The following is a 19,489-nucleotide window of genomic DNA, read 5'->3' as shown; positions in this document are numbered from 1 at the left end:
ACCCCACACCCCGCGCCCCACACCCCAAAATCTATAACCCACCCCCTTCAGCCTATCAGCCTTCAGCCTGACAGCCTTCAGCCTATCAGCCTTCAGCCTATCAGCCTTCAGCCTATCAGCCTTCAGCCTAACAGCCTTCAGCCTTCAGCCTTCAGCCTAACAGCCTTCAGCCTTCAGCCTATCAGCCTTCAGCCTTCTCCCAAACATCCTTTTCCCGCGTCGCGAAAGTCTGCTATACTGTTCCCGTGCGCGAACCGATCGGAAACCCCGTCGGCATTCCCCGGCCGGAGGACAGCCGTGACGATGGACCCCCCCAATCCCGAAGCCGCACTGGATGACAGCGACGTCGAGCAGTTCGTCGCCAACCTGGACCGCTTCCTGGTGGCCGGGGTGAAGAACGAGGCGACGACCATCTACATCTTCCCCGGAACCACCATCACCTACCGCGTCGGCAGCAAGCTCATGCGGGGTCCCCAGCCCGTGATGACCCCCAACCACACCATGGCGGCGGCGTTCGCCATGCTGCCGGGCGTCCTGCTCGGCCACGTGACGAACCAGCCGAAGCGGGCCTTCCTGGACCAGGTCCAGAGCCTCAACTTCTCCTACTCGGTGAAGGGGGTGAGCCGCTTCCGCGTCCACCTGTTCCGCCAGAGGGGCTCCCTGGCCCTGTGCGTCCGCATCATCCCGCAGGAGATCCCCGACCTGAAGCGGTACAACCTCCCCGAGGAGTTCTACAACGGCATGAAGGACCTCAAGGGCGGGCTTTACGTGATCCACGGGAAGGCGCGGAGCGGGAAGAGTTCGGTGGCGGCCGCCGTCATCGACTACATCAACCGGAACCACAGCCGGATGATCCTCTCCCTCGAGCCGACCGTCCAGTTCAGCCACAAGAACAACTTCTCCATGGTCACCCAGCGGGAGGTGGGGGCCGACATGAAGAGCATCGCCGCCGGGATCGACGACGCCCAGAAGCAGGACCAGGACATCATCGTCGTGGACGAGGTCAACGACGCCGACTCCTTCGACAAGCTCATGGAATCCGTTTTCAAGGGCATCACCGTCTTCGCCGTGACCCCGACGCCCGACACGGAGAAGACGGTGAACTACCTGCTGAACTTCCGCGCCCCGGCCCGGCAGCTCGAACTGATCGGCGACCTGATGACGCACTGGAAGGCGCTGATCTCCACCTCGCTCGTCCCGACGCCCGAAGGCCGCCGGGCGGTCGACGTCCGCTACATCCCCGCCAACATCCTCAACGGCGCGCTGCTGAGCCGACGGACGGAACTGGAGCAGAAAACCACCTCGTCCTCGTCGAATCTCAAGGACATCGAGGGGGCCTCCTCGGTGGACACGAGCTGGTTCGACACCGACTAGCCCGGCCGGGCCGAGCGTACCGGGCTCGCAGACCCGTTAGTACCACGGATGAACGGTTGCGGCGTCGGGGAAGGGCGCCCGACGGGCGTGCTCACTCCAGGGGCTTGTAGGAAAGCGCCTCCTTGAGGTTGAAGAGGTCGCTGCCACGCGGGACGTTCCGGACCTTGGTGACGAGGGTGTCCTCGTCGATGAGTTCCGTGAAGGGGATGGCGGTGATCTCGAAGTTGTCGGACACGCTGACCATGTGGCCGAATTTCTTTTCCTGGAAGAGTTTGTAGGTCCCGAACCCCAGCATGCTCCCCAGCACCACGTCGAAGCTGACCGGGAGGGCGGACCGGGTCTCGTACCCGATCTGTTTGTTGTTTATCTTCTTGGATTTGCCGGTCTTCTTCTTGTAGATCTGCTTGGTCCGCTCGGTGAGCAGCTTGGCGATCTCGGCCCGCCCGAAGATGACGTTCCCGTGCTTGTCCACCTCGTGGGGGCGGTGCTGGTCGGCCAGCTTGTCCACCAGGCCCTCGGCCACGCAGATCACGCCCGAGGTCTTGTTCTCGCGCTCCCGCATGATGATCAGGTCGACGAACTCCTCGCAGACGGCCTCGATGTCCAGGTCCCCGTCGATGTCCTCGCTGGCCACCATCTTCACCGCCTCGCCGGCGATGCCGGCGGCGTAGGTCAGCCAGCCGGACTTGCGCCCCATCAGCTCCACGATGAAGTAGCTGTCGGTGGACTCGGCGTCGGCCTTGAGGTTGAGGATGGCGTTCTTCGTGATCTCCACGGCGGTCCAGTACCCGAAGGTCCACGGGATGCCGAAGTAGTCGTTGTCGATGGTCTTGGGGACGTGGATCAGGGGGAGGCCCAGCAGGTTCAGGTAATTGGCCACCTTGAGCGTGTCGTCGCCGCCGATGGTGATCAGGGCCCCGATGCTCAGGTGCTCGAAGGCGTCGAGGATGTTCTGCAGGTTCCGGATTTTCTTCGGGTCCTTGATGTCCTCGATGCAGGCGATCTCCTTGCCGGGGTTCGCGCGGGAGGTCCGGAGGTACACGCCGCGGTTGTTGCGGATCCGGCTGACGGAGGCGTCGAGGAGGGTGTAGTGGATCTTGTCCAGCAGGGAGTAGGGGTTGTACTTCTCGAAGCGTTCGAGGTGTTCGAACCCGTTGTAGAAACCGATCACCGGGAAGCCGTGGTTGATGAAACCGAGCGCGGCGGAGGATATGACGGTGTTGGCGGCGGAGGCGGGGCCGCCGGAGAAGACGATCCCGATCTTTCGACCGTTCTTGTACCCGTGAAACATGCGGCACCTCCGAGGGTGGATTCAGCGGCCTGATTGTACAGAAAGGCTTTTCAAAAAACAAGGAATGAGTGTATGATGGAAAAAAATTGCCCCGGGGCGACCGGGGTAGTAGAATGGAAAGCTACGACACCGGATGGAGGCTCCTATGAACCGAAAAGGCGTGAACAAGATCGGGTGCATCATCACCCTGGCGGTGCTCATCGTGGCTGTCTGGATAGCGGCCAGCGCCGGCCCGACCTATTTCGGCGTCACGTCCTTCAAGGACGAGTGCGAAGCGGCCGTCATGCGCATGCTCAACTACATGGAGAAGGACGTCAAGATCAAGCAGAAGATCCAGGAACTGGCCCAGAAGTACCTGGTGTCGTCGGACAACCCGAACCCCATCCCCGACGCGAACATCAAGATCAGCCGGGACATGGTCATCATCGATTTCGAGATCACCTTCAACCTGGTCTTCACCAAGATCAAGCAACCCTACAAGATCGAGTGCAAGATCATGCGGTTCTGACCCCGTTCACGGTGCCGCGATGGAGAAACTGGGAAAATACGAGATCCAGTCCGTCCTCGGCGAGGGCGCCATGGGCAAGGTCTACAAGGCCTGGGACCCGTTCCTGAAACGGCAGGTGGCCCTGAAGACCATCACCGGCGATTTCAAGACGAACCCCGAACTGCTCAAGCGCTTCTACCGGGAAGCCCAGTCGGCCGGCGGCCTGGCCCACTTCAACATCGTGACCATCTACGACCTCGGCGAGACCGACGGGACCCCTTACATCGCCATGGAATTCCTGGAAGGGTCCGACCTGCAGTCCTACATCTACCACAACCGGATCCAGACCCTCAACGACGCCCTGAAAATCCTCAAGCAGGTCGGCGAAGGCCTCAGTTTCGCCCACTCGAAAGGGATCGTCCACCGGGACGTGAAACCCGCCAACATCTTCATCCTCAAGGACGGCTCCGTCAAGATCGTGGACTTCGGCATCGCCATGGTGGGGGCGTCCACCATGACCCGGACGGGCATGGTGATGGGGACGGTCTCCTACATGTCCCCGGAACAGGTCCAGGGCAAGAACCTCGACGGGCGCTCCGACCAGTTCTCCGTGGGGATCATCCTCTACGAGATGCTCACCCGGCGGAAGCCCTTCACCGGGGAGAGCATCCCGGAGATTTTCTTCAAGCTCATCAACGGCGAGCCGGACCCCATCAGCCAGTTCTACCCTCACTGCCCGCCCGCCCTGGAGGCCGTCTGCCGGCGTTGTCTCCAGAAGGACCGGGAGAAGCGCTACGCCGACCTGGGCATCATGGCGAAGGACGTCGAGACCCTGCTCTACTCCCTCAAACGCCCGTACACCTTCCAGGAGGAGATCCGGCTGGAGGGCGGGACGACCTCCGTCCTCTCCCAGGCCGCCATGGACGAGATCAAGGGCCTGGCGGACAGCGGCGACTTCAACCAGGCGAACGCGCTGCTCCACAACCTCTTCCTCCGCTACAGCGGCAAGGACGCGCTGGTGGACGAAAACCTCAATGCCCTCCGGTCCTACGTCCAGTCCCGCTCCATCGTCCCCGCCATCCGGAAGCGGCTGGAGAACGCCGAATCCCTCGCCCGATCGGGGAAGTTCGACCTGGCGGAGAACATGCTGGCCCAGCTTCAGAAGGAGTACCCCGAAGCCCCCGAGATCGGGGTTTCCCGGAAGAACATCCAGGAACTGAAGCGGAGCAACGAGAAGCTGGAGTTCATCCGGTCCCAGATCGCCATGTCCAAGGTGTACCTGGACTCCGGCAACTTCCCCAAGGCCATGCAGACCATGGAGAAGGCCCTGCAGAGTTACCCCGAGGAGTCGAGCCTGCTGGGCTTCTACAAGAAGATCCTGGCCCAGAAGGACGAAGCGGAGAAGAAGGAGTTCATCCGCACCACCTGCATGGAGGTCATGAAGATCCTCAAGGAGGGCCACCTCGAGCCCGCCATGCGCCGGATGGAAGAGGCGCTCGAGCGGTTTCCCTCGGAAGAGGTCCTCCAGAACCTCTACCGGAACCTGGTGAACAAGAAGAAACAGGTTCAGAGACGGTTCTGACCCGGAATGACCACGGTCCTCCTCCTCCACAACCCCGCGTCGGGATCCGCCCCCCGCCAGCGCCGGCTTCGCACCGTCGTGGAAGGCTTGCGCTCGGGCGGCTGGGCGGTGGACGCCGTCCCCACCTCCGGGCCCGGCTCGGCGGCCGGGATCGTTGCCGCGCGGGCGGACCGCATCGACGGCGTGATCTGCCTGGGCGGCGACGGGACCGTCCACGAGATGCTCCCTTCCCTCGTCCGCACGCCCCTCTTCCTGGGGATCCTCCCGGCGGGCACCGCCAACGTGACCGCCGGGGAACTGGGGCTGCGGGCCGGGACGGCCGACGCCGCCCGCCGGCTGGTCCGCGGGGAGGTCCGGCCCGTGACGGTGGGCGAAGCCGGCGGCCGCTTCTTTCTCGCCATGGCCGGGGTGGGGTTCGACGCCCGGGTGGTCTCCGCCGTTTCCCCCCGCCTCAAGCGGCGCTTCGGACGGGGGGCGTTCGCCCTCGCCGCCATCCGGACGGTCCTGTCCTACGACTTCCCGGAGGTCCGTTTCATCTTCGACACCGGCGAGTGCTCGGGCACGTTCGGCGTGGTGTCCAACCTGAGCCGCTACGGCGGGCGATGGCTCATGGCGCCGTCGGCGGCCCTCGACGACCCCCGCCTGGACCTGTGCGTTTTCCAGGGGAAGGGGCTCGCGGCCTACGCCCGCTATTTCGCCAGGGTCCGAAAGGGGCGCCACCTCGGCGAGAAGGACGTCATCCACCGGAAAATCACCCATCTTCGCCTGGAAGGCCCCGCTTCCGTCCTCGTCGAACTGGACGGCGAGCCGGCCGGGTCGCTCCCGGTGGAGATCCGGGCGCTCCCCCGCGCGCTCAACCTGCGCTTCCCGGCGCCGTGAAAGGAGGTCCCATGAGCGTTCCCTGCGTCGTGTTCAGCACGGTCCCCTCCCTCGAGTGTGCGTCCAAGGTCGCCGACGCCCTGGTGGCCGAGCACCTCGCCGCCTGCGTCGGCATCGTGGAGGGCATTCGCTCCGTCTACTTCTGGAAGGACGAGGTCTGCCGTGACCGGGAGACCCTCCTCGTCATCAAGACGACGGAGGAGGTCTACCCGATGATGGAACAACGCCTCAAGGCGCTGCACCCCTACGAGGTGCCCGAGATCGTGCGACTCCCCGTGACCGGGGGGTGGCCGCCGTACCTGGCGTGGATCGGGGATTGCGTCAACCGATGAAGACGGGGAGTTCGACGACCCGGACGGGGCGTCCCCCGTCGTGCCGGACGGAGAGCGTGCCGTCGTGAAGCGCGACCACCGCCTTCACCGCTTCCGGCGTCATCCAGCGGAGGGCGTCGAAGGGCTGGGCTTCGTCGGGCTTCGCCCCGCCGGGCGGCGGTTCCAGCTCCGGGCAGCCCAGGGAGTCGGAGATCTCCAGGAAGAAGCGCCGGTTCTCGCAGGTGTGGACGATCCGGACCGTCCCGCTGCCGCCTCCCGCCATCAGGCGGTCCCGGCAGTCGAGGAGCAGGGCCATCACGGCGCTCTCGAAGAGGGTGGCGTTTCCCAGGACAAGCGCGGTCCCGAGGGTCTCGACCGTGACCTCGACGTTCCGCCGGGAGAGGTGATAGTCGAGGAGGCGCGTGACGAGGCTGGCGCACTGGTGGGCCTCGAACGGCTTGGTTTCGTGCAGGCTGCCCCGGGTGAAGGCCAGGGTGTTCCGAATCCCGTCGATGAGGCGCCCGACGCCGTCTTCCAGCGCTTTCAGCGACCGGGTGACCATCTGGGGCTCCCGGGCGCGCGCCGCCATCTGGGCGTAGCCGGAGAGCCCGGTCAGCACGTTGTTGAACTCGTGGATGGTGAGGTCGCTGAGCATGGCACAGCAGACCTTGTGGAAGACCACCAGGTACTCGATCGTGTTTTCCGGCATGCGGTGGGGCGTCTGTATCGTTTGGGGGGGGCGTGGGTCCATTCCGTACCGTTCCGCTGTCCTTTTTGCGAATTTGATTATATAATGAATCCATTCGGCATGGAACAGATTCCTGCCGGGTAAAGGAAAAAAAGACGATGGAACTTAGCAAGAACGACGAGAATCGCCTGCGGATCCTGGTGGTCGACGACGAGGAGATGATTCGCGAGCTGGCCCGGGACTTCCTCCTCGAGATCGGCTGCGAGGTGGAGTGTGCCGGGAACGGCCGTGAGGCCCTGGAGATCGTCAACAACCCCGCGAACACCTACAACCTGGTCCTGCTGGACGTCATGATGCCCGGGATGGACGGCGTGGAGGTGCTCGAGGCCATCCACCGCGACCACCCGGACCTCAAGATCATCCTCATGAGCGCCTTCGCCAACGAGAAGCGGCTCAACCAGGCCACGTCCCGGAAGAACGTGGGCTTTCTCCAGAAGCCCTATCGCATGGCCGACCTCATCGAAACCGTCCGCCGTTTCACCCAGCCAGCCTGACCGGGCGGGGCGCCCCCCACTCCCCGCCTGCCCGAAGTGCAAGAAACCCTCAATTCGGACGAAAACAAACCACTGAAATAGAGCAAAATAGAATTCTCCCTCCCCCTTTTTCACGGAAAAAGCCGTCGGTTAACGCCGGGGTGCGTTATCCGGGTAGGAACTTTCGACCCGGGGCGCCCGACGGCCGCCGGGGCAAGGGAGGACGCGATGCTGTGCAAGGTGATCAGTGCCGCCCTGCTGGGTCTGGACGCCTTTCTCGTGAGCGTGGAGGTGGACCAGTCGCCGTCCGTGAAGGTCCCGAGGCTGCTGACGGTGGGGTTGCCCGACGCGGCCGTCAAGGAGAGCCGCGAACGGGTCCTGGCCGCCCTGAAAAACTCGGGCCACATCATTCCCATGGACAACATCACCATCAACCTCGCCCCCGCCGACCAGCGGAAGGAGGGGTCGGGCTTCGACCTGCCCATCGCGGTGGGGATGCTCGGGGTGATGGCCGACATCCACGACCTGGACACCCTGCAGCGGGTGATGATCCTGGGGGAGCTGTCCCTGGACGGCCTTCTGCGGCCGATCCGGGGGGCGCTCTCCATGGCGGTCGCCGCCCGGGAGGCGGGGATGGAGTCCCTGGTCCTGCCCCGGCAGAACGCCAACGAGGCGGCCGTCGTGGAGAGCGTGGCGGTCTACGGGATGGAGACGCTGCGGGAGGTGGTGGCGTTCCTCAACGGGGGCACGGCGGAACCCGTTCGCCTCAACTGCCGCAAGCTGCTGGAGGAGAACAGCCGGTACCGGACCGACTTTGCCGACGTCCGCGGCCAGTCGCACACGAAACGAGCCCTGGAGGTGGCCTCCGCGGGGGGGCACAACGTGCTGATGGTGGGGCCTCCCGGCTCCGGCAAGACGATGCTGGCCCGCCGGATCCCCACCATCCTCCCCCCCATGACCTTCGACGAGGCGATCGAGACCACGAAGATCCACTCGGTGGCGGGCATCCTCCGGCGGGAAGAGGGGCTGGTGGGCCGTCGCCCGTTCCGGGCGCCCCACCACACCATCTCCCACGCCGGGCTGATCGGGGGGGGGATGGTCCCCCGGCCCGGGGAGGTCAGCCTGGCCCACAACGGCGTCCTCTTCCTCGACGAACTCCCCGAGTTCCAGCGCCGCGTCCTGGAAGTGCTCCGCCAACCCATGGAGGACGAAACCGTCACCATCTCGCGGGCGGCCATGAGCCTCACCTTCCCCGCGCGCTTCACGCTGGTGGCGGCCATGAACCCCTGTCCCTGCGGGTACTACGGGACGGAGCGGTGCCAGTGCTCCCTGCCGGCCGTGCACCAGTACATGCAGCGGATCTCGGGCCCGCTCATGGACCGCTTCGACATCCAGATCCACGTCCCGGCGGTGGCCTACCGCGATCTTCGGACCCGGTCGACGGGGGAAGCCTCGGAGTTCATCCGCGGCCGGGTCTGCGCCGCCCGGGAGCGGCAGCTGGAGCGGTTCCGGGAGGAGGGCATCTTCTGCAACGCCCGGATGAGCTCGCCCATGATCCGGAAACACTGCGTGCTGGACGCGGAGGGGGAGACAGTCCTGGAGAAGGCGGTCCTGGAGATGGGGTTCTCCGCCCGGGCACACGACCGCATCCTGAAGGTGGCGCGCACCATCGCCGACCTCGACGGCTCGGAGACCGTCTCCCCCTCCAACGTCGCCGAGGCCGTGCAGTATCGCAGCCTGGACCGGGTCGTCGCCAACGAGGTGCTCCTCACCCGGAGCAACCTGGGTTTCGAGCCGCTGGGGGGGTCCTCTGCGGGCGCTTTCGACCGGGTCCCGCGGAGCAGCTTCATCCGCTGAGTGCGGGTCTTTTCGCGGCGTGAAAGATGGATGCGTTCGCAAGAAGTCCTTTTCTCTCACAGAGGCACGGAGGCACAGAGAAATACAAATCGTATTTAATAGAATCAACAATCCTTACGATTCTTCTCCGTGCCTCTGTGCCTCTGTGAGATCACAACCAGGACTTTTTGCGGGGGCGTCCATCTTGATGCGCTTTACCCGAGATTCGGGAGGGAGGGACGATCATGGAGGCCTTGGCGGCGAAAGGGGAGCATCGTCAGTTGGAGGAGCCGGACGGGGAGAACCGTCGATCGGAGGGGAGCGAGGAGGCAGGGCGCCGGGGGGAGGGGGCGGACGGGGAGCGGTCGCGGCCGGAGGGGGCGGACGGGCACCGCCGGCGCCTGCGGGAGCGGTTCCTGGCGGGTTACCCCGGGGCGATGACGGACGCCGAGCTGCTGGAACTCCTCCTGACCTTCGGCCTGGCCCGGAAGGACACCCGGGGGCTGGCGCGGGAGACGCTGGCCCGCTTCGGTTCCCTCTCCGCCGTGCTGGGGGCCTCCCTGGAGCGGCTCCGGGAGGTCGCCGGCATCGGGGACACCCTGGCGCTGCTCATCCGCCTCGTCCGGGCCATGGCGGTCCGGTCCCTGGAGGAGGAGATCCGGGAGCGCCGCCGGATCAGTTCCCCGGCGGACGTGGCGGACTACCTCTGCCTGGAGATGGGGCACCGGGACCGGGAGTGCGTGCTGGTCCTGTGCCTGGACTCGGGCAACCGGCTGGTGAGCCGGGCCGTCCTGGCGGAGGGGACGGTGAACCAGGCCCCCGTGTACCCCCGGGAGGTCGCGCGCATCGCCCTGGCGGCCGGGGCCACCGCGGTCCTCCTGGCGCACAACCACCCGGGCGGGCAGTGCCAGCCCTCGGCCGACGATCTGCAGCTGACACGGGACCTCAAGGCGGCGCTGGAGAAGCTGGACGTCCAGCTTCACGACCACCTGGTGGTGGCGGGGAACCGGATTTACAGCATCGCGGCGGGCCGGGCCTTCGACTGCCGGGAGAACCGTTCGTGCGCGTCACCCGCGGCGGGGGTTCAGTCCCCGCACCAGGCGACGAGTTCGACCTCCACGGCGGCGTCCAGGGGGAGCCGGGCCACCTGAACCGTGCTCCGGGCCGGGCGGGCCTCCCCGAGGTACTCGCCGTACACGGCGTTGAAGGCCTGGAAGTCGTTCATGTCCTTGAGGAAGGCCAGGGCCTTGACCACCCGGTCGAAGGACGTCCCGGCCGCCTCGAGGACGGCCTTGAGGTTGGCGAACACGCGGTGGGTCTGGGCCGTGATGTCGCCCTCCACCAGCCTTCCGGTCGACGGGTCCAGGGGGACCTGGCCGGAGGTGAACAGGAAGTCGCCGATCCGGATGGCCTGGGAATACGGCCCCAGGGCGCGAGGGGCTTCGGGGGTGTGCACGATCTCTCTCTTCATGGGTCACTCCGCTCTTTTTTCGGGTTTGTCGGGTTTCCGGGTTTTCCCGTTCCCCTCGGCAGCGACATCCGCGGCTTTCCGCGGGGGCGGCGTGAGGGGCCCCGCCCCCGGGTTGGTCCCGGCGGGGGCCGGCGTGAAGGGGGCCCCGGACACGCTGATGCCGGGCGTCGCCTGGGCGGGAACGGGCTGGGTCTCGGCCCCCGTTCCGCCGTTCGCCTCGCTGTGGAACTGGGAGTGGATCCCCGAGTTCTTGGGGTAATCGATGCGCTTGTGGGAGGAGGAGGAAAGCGCTCTCGCCAGGGCGTAGGCAATCTTCCGGAGTTCGGCGGTGGACAGGGGCGAATCGTCGAACTGCCCCAGTTCCAGCTTTCGGGCGATGATCTTCTCGATGGCCTTGAGGAGGGTCTCCTCGGAGTGGTCCGACAGGACCCGGGCGGCGGCCTCCACGGAATCCGCGATCATCAGGATGGCGGTTTCCCGGTTCCGCGGCCGGGGCCCGCCGTAGGAGTAGTAGCGGGGCGAGAGGACGCCGGGGTCCGTGCTACCCGGGTTGGCCGTGTTCTTCGCCTTCTCGTAGAAGTAGTCGATGGTGGACGTCCCGTGGTGCTGGGGGATGAAATCGAGGATCTTCGCGGGCAGGTGGTGCCGGCGCCCCAGTTCCATCCCCCGCGAGATGTGGGACTTGAGGATCTTCGCGCTCATGTAGGGCTTGATGCCGTCGTGGGGGTTGGCTTCCCCGGGGGGGATGTTCTCGACGAAATACTTCGGGGTGAAGATTTTCCCGATGTCGTGGTAGTAGCCGGCGACGCGGACCAGGAGCGCGTCGGCCCCGATCTCGTTGGCGGCGATCTCGCCCAGGTTGGCCACGGCCATGGAGTGGTGGTAGGTCCCGGGGGCCTTGAGGTAGAGCTGGCGGAGCAGTTCGTTGTCCAGGTCGGCCAGCTCCTGGAGCCGGAAGGGGGACGCGTAGCCGAAGACCTTCTCGATGAACGGGATCAGGGCGAGGGCGATGAAGCCGGAGATCAGGCCGCCCGCGAGGCAGGCGATCGCGTCCTTCGACAGGAACCCCCGGAGGTCCAGGAAGGTCTCCACGTGGATCTCGTGGGTGACCAGGAGCAGGCAGCCGAAGAGGACGAACTTGATGACCCCGGCGATGAGGCCGGTGGCCAGCACCTCCGAGCGCCGCTTGATCCGCTGGGAGAGGAAGACGGTCACCATGCTGCCGGCGAACAGGATCATCACGAGCCGGAAGTTGAACCCGGTCATCATCCCGATGAAGAAGTCGGCGAAGATGACCACCGAGGGGACGATCCGGTTCGAGACCAGGATGGCCACCAGGATGCCGATCATGGAGACGGGAATGTAATAGAGGGAAAAGATCTCCGTCAGGTAGAGGACCCGGCTGGCCGACACCACGAGGAGGATCACCAGCAGGAGGAAGATCAGGGTCCGGTTGTCCTCGGGGTGGATTTCGGTGGTGAGCATGCTCAGCCAGTACACCATGAAGAGGACGAAGAGCAGGAAGATCAGGAAGTACCCCAGGAGCAGCTCGGGGGCGGGGTAGCCTCGCCGGGCCATGAATTCCCGGTAGCGGACGATGTCGGACTGCTCGATCCGTTGCCCCCGGGCGATGACGATGCTGTTGTCCCCCGAGAAGAGGTGCCGGTTGAGCAGGGTGCGCGGCGTGGACTCCTGGTAGTTGTAGGTGGCCCGGATGGTGACTGGGTACTCCTCCCCCAGCCGGGGCTCGGGGAAGTACTTGACCCAGTACTCGAAGGTGGCCAGGAAGAGCAGGAAGAGGGCGAAGATGACGCTCAGGATGAAGCGGAGCCCCGAGATGCGGGATATCCAGTGGCGGTGGCTCTCGAACTCCCGGAAATCGACCTCGGCCTCGAAATCCTCTTCCTTGGCGGCAATGGCGGAGAGGATGGAGGTGGTCCGCCGCGTGTCCTTGTTGGACCGCATCCGCATGTAAACCAGGATGAAGATCGCGCAGAGGCCGATGAGGAAGGCGAACCCGAGGAAAATCAGTAAAGTGAGCATCGCGTCCCGAAAGCCGTCCGATTCCGTCGCTCAAACATATCCATTATAGTCCCCTGGCGCCCCGCAAGCAACAGCATTCGGGGGTCGATTCCGGTTGGCGATTCCGGGCACTTCCGCTACAATGAACGGTTGGACGATCGAAGCGGACAGGGAGTGTGAACATGGAATTCACCGATCAGCCTTTCGCGCCCGGGCCCGCCACCCTCCGGGACTTCGAGCCCCGAAGGGCGGCGCGGCGCTCACAGCGGCCGTGGACGCGCGGTCCGCGGCTCGCCCTGGTTTTCCTGGCGGCGCTCTCCCTGGGCCCCGGCCGGGCCGCGGCCCAGGGAACCGTACCGCCGCCGCCCCCCCCGCCGGCCGCGGCGCCCTCCACCGTCGCGCCGGAGCGGCCGTTGACGGCCGACGAGGCGTTGTGGCGGCTGACCAAGGGCTACGAACGTTACCGTTCGGGGCGATTCTCCGAGCGGAACTACGACCGGCGCCGGGAGGAGCTGCGGCAGGCCCAGCGGCCCTACGCCGCCGTCCTGACCTGCTCGGACTCCCGCGTGCCGCCCGAGCTGATCTTCGACGAGGACCTGGGCCGCCTCTACGTGGTCCGCGTGGCGGCGGGGGTGATCGACCCCGTGACCATGGGCAGCCTGGAGGACGCGGTGGGCCGGATGGGGGTCCCCGTGATCCTCTTCATGGGGCACACCGGTTGCGGGCTGGTCCGCGATGCCTGCACCGGGGAAGCTCACGTCGGCGGGGTCGGGGACATCGTCGCCCGCATCCAGCCGGCCTGCACCTGGGCCCGGAGGGAGGCCGGCGACGAGGCGTCCTTTATCCGTCGGGCGACCCAGTTGAACGTCTTTCTCCAGATGAGCCGTTGCCTGAAAAACAGCACCCTCATCGCCGAACGGGTCAAAACCGGCCGGCTCCGCCTCCTGGGCGCGGTGTACGAAATCGACACGGGCGAACTCCGGATGATGGGGGACGTGGCCATCGGGGAGGGGCTGAAGCTGTTCATGGATGTCGGTTTGTCGCCGATAACCGTCCCGGCGCCGGCAGCGGCTCCCGCGAAGGCCCCGGCGGCGGCGGCCGCAACGGCGCCGACAGCGGCTCCCGCAAAGGCCCCGGCGGCGGCGGCCGCAACGGCGCCGACAGCGGCTCCCGCAAAGGCCCCGGCGGCGGCCGCAACGGCGCCGGCGGTCGTCCCCCCGACCCCGGATCCGGCCCGCCCGGCCGCATCCCGACCCCCGGCGCCCGAAGCTCCCCACCCGGCGGAACCCGCCCCCTTGCCCGCCGGGACGACCCGGCCGGCCCCGGAGAAGGTCTCCGTCGAATCACTCGAATCCACGGGAGGTTACAACGTGGCCGCGGAGCGGAAAGCCCGGCCCAACATCTTCACCGACGGGAAGCAGTACTGCGTTCAAGTGTCCGCCTTCCGGAAACGGGAGGTGGCGGAAGGGGAAGCCGCCCGCCTGAGGGCGAAGAAACTGGCCGCTTTCGTCGTGGCCGGGACGGCCGACGGGACCTGGTACCGGGTTCGCGTCGCGGGCTTTGGGACCCTCGCGGAAGCCGTGGCCTTCGAAAAGAGCCGGAAGCGCTGAGAGGGCCCATGTCCAAACCGAGCAAACCGGCGGACTCCATCGTCATCGAGGGCGCCGCGGAGCACAACCTTCGGCACGTCCGCGTCGAGATCCCCAAGAACCGGCTGGTGGTCTGCACCGGCGTCAGCGGGTCCGGCAAGTCCAGCCTGGCCTTCGACACCCTCTTCGCCGAGGGGCAGCGGCGCTACGTCGAGTCCCTCTCCTCCTACGCCCGTCAGTTCCTCGGGCAGATGGAGAAGCCCCGTTACGACGCCATCCGCGGCCTGACGCCCACCATCGCCATCGACCAGAAGTCCGCGGGGACCAACCCCCGCTCCACCGTGGGGACCATCACCGAGATCCACGACCACCTCCGGGTGCTCTTCGCCCGGGTGGGGACCCAGCACTGCCACGGGTGCGGCCGCCCGGTCTCCGAGCAGAGCGCCCAGCAGATCGTGGAGGAACTCCTCCGGCTCCCGCCCGGGACGAAACTGCTCATCCTCGCGCCCCTGGTGCGCGCGCGGAAGGGGGAGCACCGGGACGTCCTCGAACAGGCCCGCCGGGACGGCTTCACCCGGGCCCGGGTGGACGGCGAGGTGAAGCTCCTGGAGGGCCCCGTCCCCCTGGACAAGAAGCGCAAGCACACGGTGGAGGTGGTGGTGGACCGCCTGGTGGTCAACGAGGCCGTGCGGGACCGCCTCACCGACTCGGTGGAGACGGCCCTGCGGGTGGGCGGCGGCATCCTCTCGGCGGCGGTCCCGGACGGCGAGGAACGGCTCTTCAGCGAGCACAACGCCTGCGTCTGGTGCGGCATCTCCTACCCGGAGCTGAGCCCCCAGCTCTTCTCCTTCAACTCGCCCCAGGGGATGTGCCGGGAGTGCAACGGCCTCGGGACCCGCATCGAGATGGACCCCGACAAGGTGATCCCCGACCGCTCCCTCTCCCTGGCCGATGGGGCCATCGAGCCCTGGGCCGGCTTCATCCGCCGGCGGGAAGGGTGGACGTGGAAGTACATCGACAACGTCTGCCGGCATTACGGCATCCCGCTGGACATCCCTCTCGATCAGCTGCCGCCGGAGCAAGTGGAGGTGCTGTTGCACGGCAGCCGGGGGAAGCGGATCCAGTTCCACTACAAGGGCGCCACCAGCGAGTTCCGCTTCCACTCCCGGGTGGAAGGGATCCTCAACACCCTGGTCCGGCGCCTGAAGCAGACCCAGTCGGAGGACGCCCGGAAGTACTACATGAAGTACTTCTCGGACCGGACCTGCTCCACCTGCGGCGGCGAGCGGCTCCGCCCGGAGGCGCGCTGGGTGCGGGTCGGGGGAATGTCCATCGTGCAGATGTGCCGCCTGTCCATCGGCGAGCTGCTGACGGCCCTCGACGGCCTCGACCTGGCGGGGTCCCGGGCCGCTGTCGCCGGGGAACTCCTCAAGGAGGTGGGCAACCGGCTCCGCTTCCTGGCCAACGTGGGGCTGGGCTACCTCTCGCTGGAACGGACCGGCCCGACGCTCTCGGGGGGCGAGTCGCAGCGCATCCGCCTGGCCTCCCAGCTCGGCACGGAGCTGACCGGTGTGACCTACGTCCTGGACGAGCCCAGCATCGGGCTCCACCAGCGGGACAACCGCCGGCTCATCGGGACCCTCCAGCGGCTGCGCGACCTGGGGAACACCGTGGTGGTGGTGGAGCACGACCGGGAGACCATCCTGGAAGCCGACCACGTCATCGACTTCGGGCCCGGGGCGGGCGGCCGGGGCGGGCAGGTGGTCTTCGCCGGGCCGCCGGCGAAGCTGGTCCGGGACAAGGCCTCCCTCACGGGCGCGTACCTCGCCGGCCGGCGGGAGATCCCCCTGCCGCCGAAACGGCGCACGGCGTCGGAGTGGCTCACCGTCCGCGGCGCCCGGGCCAACAACCTCAAGGGGGTCGACGTGCGCTTCCCCCTGGGCACCCTCACCTTCGTGACGGGGATCTCCGGGGCCGGGAAGAGCAGCCTGGTCAACCAGGTCCTGCTGCCCGCCTTGCGGAAGCACTTCCGGCTGGAGGCCGTCCGGGCCATCCCCTTCGAGGGGCTCGACGGCGCCGACCGGGTCGACAAGGTCATCGAGATCGACCAGAAGCCCATCGGGCGGACCCCCCGCTCCAACCCCGCCACCTACGTCAAGGTCTTCGACCTGATCCGGGAGGTCTTCGCCGGCCAGAAGGAGGCCCGGGCCAACGGCTACAAGCCGGGGCGCTTCAGCTTCAACGTCAAGGGCGGCCGCTGCGAGACCTGCAAGGGGGACGGCCTCATCAAGGTGGAGATGCACTTCCTGCCCGACATGTACGTGCCGTGCGAGGCCTGCCACGGCAAGCGCTTCAACGAGGCGACGCTGAAGGTTCGGTTCAAGGGGCTCAACATCGCGGAAATCCTCGAGACGCCCGTGGAGGACGCCCGGGACCTCTTCATCAACTTCCCGCGCATCCGGAAGATCCTGGACACCCTGGTGGACGTCGGGCTCGGCTACGTCCACCTGGGGCAGCCCTCCCCCACGCTCTCGGGGGGCGAGGCCCAGCGCATCAAGCTCTCCAGGGAACTGTCCCGCACGGCCACGGGGAGGACCCTCTACGTCCTGGACGAGCCCACCACGGGGCTTCACTTCGAGGACGTGCGGAAGCTCATGGAGGTCCTGCAGCGCCTCACGGACGCCGGGAACACCGTGGTGGTCATCGAGCACAACCTGGACGCCGTTCGCGCCGCCGACTGGATCGTCGACCTCGGTCCCGAGGGCGGCGACGGCGGCGGCCTCGTCGTGGCCGAGGGCACGCCGGAGACAGTGGCGGCCCACCCCGACTCCTGGACGGGTAAATATCTTCAATCTCTCCTGTAAGTGGTGGCGCCGGCTTCCGTCCGCCGGCCGCGGAGTGCGGCGCGAAGGCCGCCGGAGCGCCGCTTTCCCCGCGCCGCGCAGGCCGCCGGAGCGGCGCGGAACCCGGCCCGGCCGTCTTTCGAAGTTTCCAAAGCTTGTGTGGACACGTCGTGTGTCGCCGGCACCCGGGCGCCACCCTCCTCGAACGGCGCTCCGGAAGCCTTCGCGCCTTTCCGTGAGGCCTACTTCAAAGCGGCGCTCCGTCAGAACTTCGCGCCGCACTCCACAACAGTCTGGCGGCACTCAGTCGGATCCGCTCGCTGAACTCCGCGACGATCCGGCCGGCGTGACCTTGTATCGGCACGGCTCCTTCACCTACTCACGCACGTTCGGAAAATCTTCCCGGCACGGGCAGAGATTTAGAAATTATTTTGCAGGATGACCCGTGGACCTTTTTCCGGCGCCGCCTCCGGGGCGCCGGTCTTCCTGCTGCCGGCTTTTCCGGCGGGAACACCACCTCCGGTGGAGTACCCGCCGGCTAAAATCCCGCATCCCTTCGGGATGCGCGGCCGCGCGGAGGATTGGCTTCAGATAGTGCCTGGCACCCATTGCTCATTTGTGTTGCCATTCGTCGGGTCCTCTGACCGCCTCTCCGAGTGCCGCATTACGGTCCGGGGGCTTGCCGCCTTCCCCGCACCCTTTCAGGGTGCGTTCCCTTCACCTTCCGCCGCGTTCCGGGGGCAAGCCGCGGACGCCGGGGGACCGGAACAGGGCGCGACGAGGCAACGGGCGTCCGCGGCGCCGCCCCGGGAACCCGCGCACCCCGAGCCGTCCTTCCCCCGCCCCTTAGGCGGCGGGGGGAGGGCGTGGCCTCCCGGCATCCCCGAAAAAACGTACCGTCGCCCCCCGGGCGATGGCGCGAACAAAGGCGCTGCGGAAACTCTTCCGTTCGATTCCCGGGCTGCTGCGTGGCCGTCAAGGGCAGAAGGGGGGAATGCAAATGGGATACAAGGTTTTCGAGGTGAGGGGGAGGGCGATTGCGAGGGCGATTGCGATACCGATTGCGATACCGATACCGATGCCGATGCCGATGCCGATGCCGACCCCGACGACAAATCCTCCGGACCTACAGCCTACAGCCTACAGCCTACAGCCTAAAAATTATACAGCGCCGAGACGACGAGGTAGGCCCGGTCCCGGGCGACGTCGGCGGCCCAGTCGACCTGCAGGTGGTTGCGGAAGGTGAAGCCCGTCCCGAAGGTGAGGTGGCAGTCGGTCCCCCTCTCGGGGAAGACCGCCCGCTGGGCCGCGGGGAAATTGTAGATGATCTGGCTGATCGGGAAATAGACGCCGGCCAGGGCCCAGATCCCGTCGTTCCCGTGACGGTCCCCGACGTAGTGCAGGGTGTTGTCCGGGTCGGTGTAGAAGCCCACCCGGATCGAGACGGGGACGCGTCCCCAGAAGACGGTGTACTCCGCGCCGAGGCGGACGGACGTGCCGTTCTCGAAGGCGTAGTCGTCCCGGAACTCCCGCTGGATCAGGTGCACGAAGGACGGCGTGAGTTCGCCGTAACGGATCTGGATCAGGTCGGCGGTGAAGGTGACGTGCTCGGTGGGCAGGTAGGCGAGCCCCACGCCGAAACGCGACGGGACCCGGAGCTTGAACTCCGTGTCGGTGACGGCGAGGGGGACGTTCCCGGGCACGCTCATCAGGTTTTCGTTGTAGACCATGTGCATGGGGTGGTCGGACCCGCTCCGGTAGACGGCGCCGACCCGGAGGTTGTCGCGGGGCTTGACGATGGCGCCCGCCACCCAGGAGAAGGCCCAGTCATCGCCGTCGAGGTGGTGGAGGATCGCCGTCGTGGACCCGTCGATGGTGGCGACCATGGGACTCAGGTACTGGGTCGACTGGGTTTCCACCGACCGGGCGGTGAAACGGGTGGCCCGGAACGAGACCCCGAGGTTGACCCGCTCCCCCCAGCGCCGGGCCAGGGAGAACCCGTAGTTGACCGTCTTGATGCGGATCCTGGTGTCGAACGGGGTGACCTGGAGGGGCTGGTTGGTGAGCCGGAACCGGGTGTCGTGGATCACCACCAGTCCCTGCGACGGGGAGACCTCGTAATTGGCCAACTCCTGCCGGTAGGCGCCGAAGGCCCACTGCCGCAGAGGGTAGACCACGCTGAGGAACGTGGGGGAGAAGGTCCCCTCCGAGAACCGGTCGTAGGAGGCTTCGCCCACCACCATCCGGAGGGTCTGGAACCGGTTGACGACCCACCGCCCCTCGGCGAAGAGCTGGGGCTTGACCAGAGCGGTCAGGCCCGCCGGGTTGGTCTCGGACCCCGTGGCGTCGTCCCCCAGGGCGATGAAGGCCTGGCCCATCCCCGTGGCCCGGGCCCCGGGGTTGATGAAGTTGAAGCGGAAGCTGGAGAAAGGGTAGTTCGGGAACAGGCTCCCCGGCCCCTGGGCGAGGGCGGCCCCGGCGCAGAGGGCCGCAAGCCCGGCCAGCAGCACGACGCGTGAGGTCCCGATTCGCTTCATGACGCCCCTCCCGGGTGGTGTTGCCGGAAGGTACCACGTTCACGCC

The 19,489-nt window shown here is 66.8% G+C and carries 15 protein-coding genes; 10 read left to right on the top strand and 5 right to left on the bottom strand.

What is annotated here, in order from left to right:
- Positions 1-297: 297 nt before the first annotated feature.
- Positions 298-1,374 (top strand): hypothetical protein, encoded by a 1,077-nt coding sequence (locus KA419_06410; GenBank protein MBP7865565.1) that lies wholly within the window; start codon positions 298-300, stop codon positions 1,372-1,374.
- A gap of 91 nt (positions 1,375-1,465) precedes the next feature.
- Here the strand turns inward: KA419_06410 and KA419_06405 are convergent, their stop codons facing one another.
- Entirely contained in the window at positions 1,466-2,665 is a 1,200-nt protein-coding gene (locus tag KA419_06405) for a 6-phosphofructokinase (protein ID MBP7865564.1), read from the bottom strand.
- A 145-nt stretch (positions 2,666-2,810) separates the two neighbouring features.
- On the opposite strand from KA419_06405, the gene KA419_06400 reads away from it, so the two are divergent.
- Genes KA419_06400 through KA419_06385 form a run of 4 tightly spaced genes read left to right on the top strand, consistent with a single transcriptional unit; the run spans position 2,811 to position 5,945 of the window.
- Positions 2,811-3,173, top strand: coding sequence for a hypothetical protein (locus KA419_06400; GenBank protein ID MBP7865563.1), 363 nt, complete (start codon positions 2,811-2,813; stop codon positions 3,171-3,173).
- A 19-nt stretch (positions 3,174-3,192) separates the two neighbouring features.
- Complete coding sequence (locus KA419_06395) at positions 3,193-4,734, top strand: protein kinase (protein MBP7865562.1); 1,542 nt, start codon at positions 3,193-3,195, stop codon at positions 4,732-4,734.
- A 6-nt stretch (positions 4,735-4,740) separates the two neighbouring features.
- Positions 4,741-5,613 carry a diacylglycerol kinase family lipid kinase gene (locus KA419_06390; GenBank protein ID MBP7865561.1) on the top strand — a complete coding sequence of 291 codons (873 nt, stop codon included), beginning with the start codon at positions 4,741-4,743 and terminating at the stop codon, positions 5,611-5,613.
- Positions 5,614-5,624: 11 nt separating this feature from the next.
- The gene (locus KA419_06385; protein MBP7865560.1) at positions 5,625-5,945 is read left to right on the top strand and encodes a divalent-cation tolerance protein CutA; all 321 of its coding nucleotides are present in this window, start codon (positions 5,625-5,627) and stop codon (positions 5,943-5,945) included.
- Here KA419_06385 and KA419_06380 read toward each other — a convergent pair.
- Complete coding sequence (locus KA419_06380; protein ID MBP7865559.1) at positions 5,935-6,633, bottom strand: HAMP domain-containing histidine kinase; 699 nt, start codon at positions 6,631-6,633, stop codon at positions 5,935-5,937. The genes KA419_06385 and KA419_06380 overlap by 11 nt on opposite strands.
- Positions 6,634-6,770: 137 nt before the next feature.
- On the opposite strand from KA419_06380, the gene KA419_06375 reads away from it, so the two are divergent.
- From KA419_06375 to radC, 3 genes are all read left to right on the top strand, one after another.
- Complete coding sequence (locus KA419_06375; protein MBP7865558.1) at positions 6,771-7,166, top strand: response regulator; 396 nt, start codon at positions 6,771-6,773, stop codon at positions 7,164-7,166.
- 207 nt (positions 7,167-7,373) lie between these two features.
- On the top strand, positions 7,374-9,002 hold the full coding sequence (locus KA419_06370; protein MBP7865557.1) for a YifB family Mg chelatase-like AAA ATPase: 1,629 nt from the start codon (positions 7,374-7,376) through the stop codon (positions 9,000-9,002).
- 224 nt (positions 9,003-9,226) lie between these two features.
- The gene (gene radC, locus KA419_06365; GenBank protein ID MBP7865556.1) at positions 9,227-10,132 is read left to right on the top strand and encodes a DNA repair protein RadC; all 906 of its coding nucleotides are present in this window, start codon (positions 9,227-9,229) and stop codon (positions 10,130-10,132) included.
- On the opposite strand, the gene KA419_06360 is transcribed toward radC, so the two are convergent.
- Positions 10,066-10,452, bottom strand: a complete 387-nt coding sequence (locus KA419_06360; GenBank protein MBP7865555.1) for a RidA family protein — start codon at positions 10,450-10,452, stop codon at positions 10,066-10,068. The genes radC and KA419_06360 overlap by 67 nt on opposite strands.
- Before the next feature lie 3 nt (positions 10,453-10,455).
- Positions 10,456-12,495: an HDIG domain-containing protein gene (locus KA419_06355; GenBank protein ID MBP7865554.1), complete on the bottom strand. Its 2,040-nt coding sequence runs from the start codon at positions 12,493-12,495 to the stop codon at positions 10,456-10,458.
- Positions 12,496-12,656: 161 nt separating this feature from the next.
- Between KA419_06355 and KA419_06350 the strand changes: the two genes are divergently transcribed.
- Together KA419_06350 and uvrA are read left to right on the top strand one after the other, a co-directional pair.
- A complete protein-coding gene (locus tag KA419_06350; protein ID MBP7865553.1) occupies positions 12,657-14,084 on the top strand; it encodes an SPOR domain-containing protein in 1,428 nt (475 codons plus the stop codon).
- An 8-nt stretch (positions 14,085-14,092) separates the two neighbouring features.
- A complete protein-coding gene (gene uvrA, locus KA419_06345; protein MBP7865552.1) occupies positions 14,093-16,927 on the top strand; it encodes an excinuclease ABC subunit UvrA in 2,835 nt (944 codons plus the stop codon).
- 1,133 nt (positions 16,928-18,060) lie between these two features.
- Here the strand turns inward: uvrA and KA419_06340 are convergent.
- Positions 18,061-19,443: an outer membrane protein transport protein gene (locus KA419_06340; protein MBP7865551.1), complete on the bottom strand. Its 1,383-nt coding sequence runs from the start codon at positions 19,441-19,443 to the stop codon at positions 18,061-18,063.
- Positions 19,444-19,489 lie beyond the last annotated feature (46 nt).

It is taken from the genome of Acidobacteriota bacterium (assembly GCA_018001935.1).
In the GTDB taxonomy this organism is placed as follows: domain Bacteria; phylum Acidobacteriota; class JAAYUB01; order JAAYUB01; family JAAYUB01; genus JAGNHB01.
The sequence above is the reverse complement of the archived record's forward strand: the minus strand, read 5'-3'. Positions and strand labels throughout refer to the sequence as shown.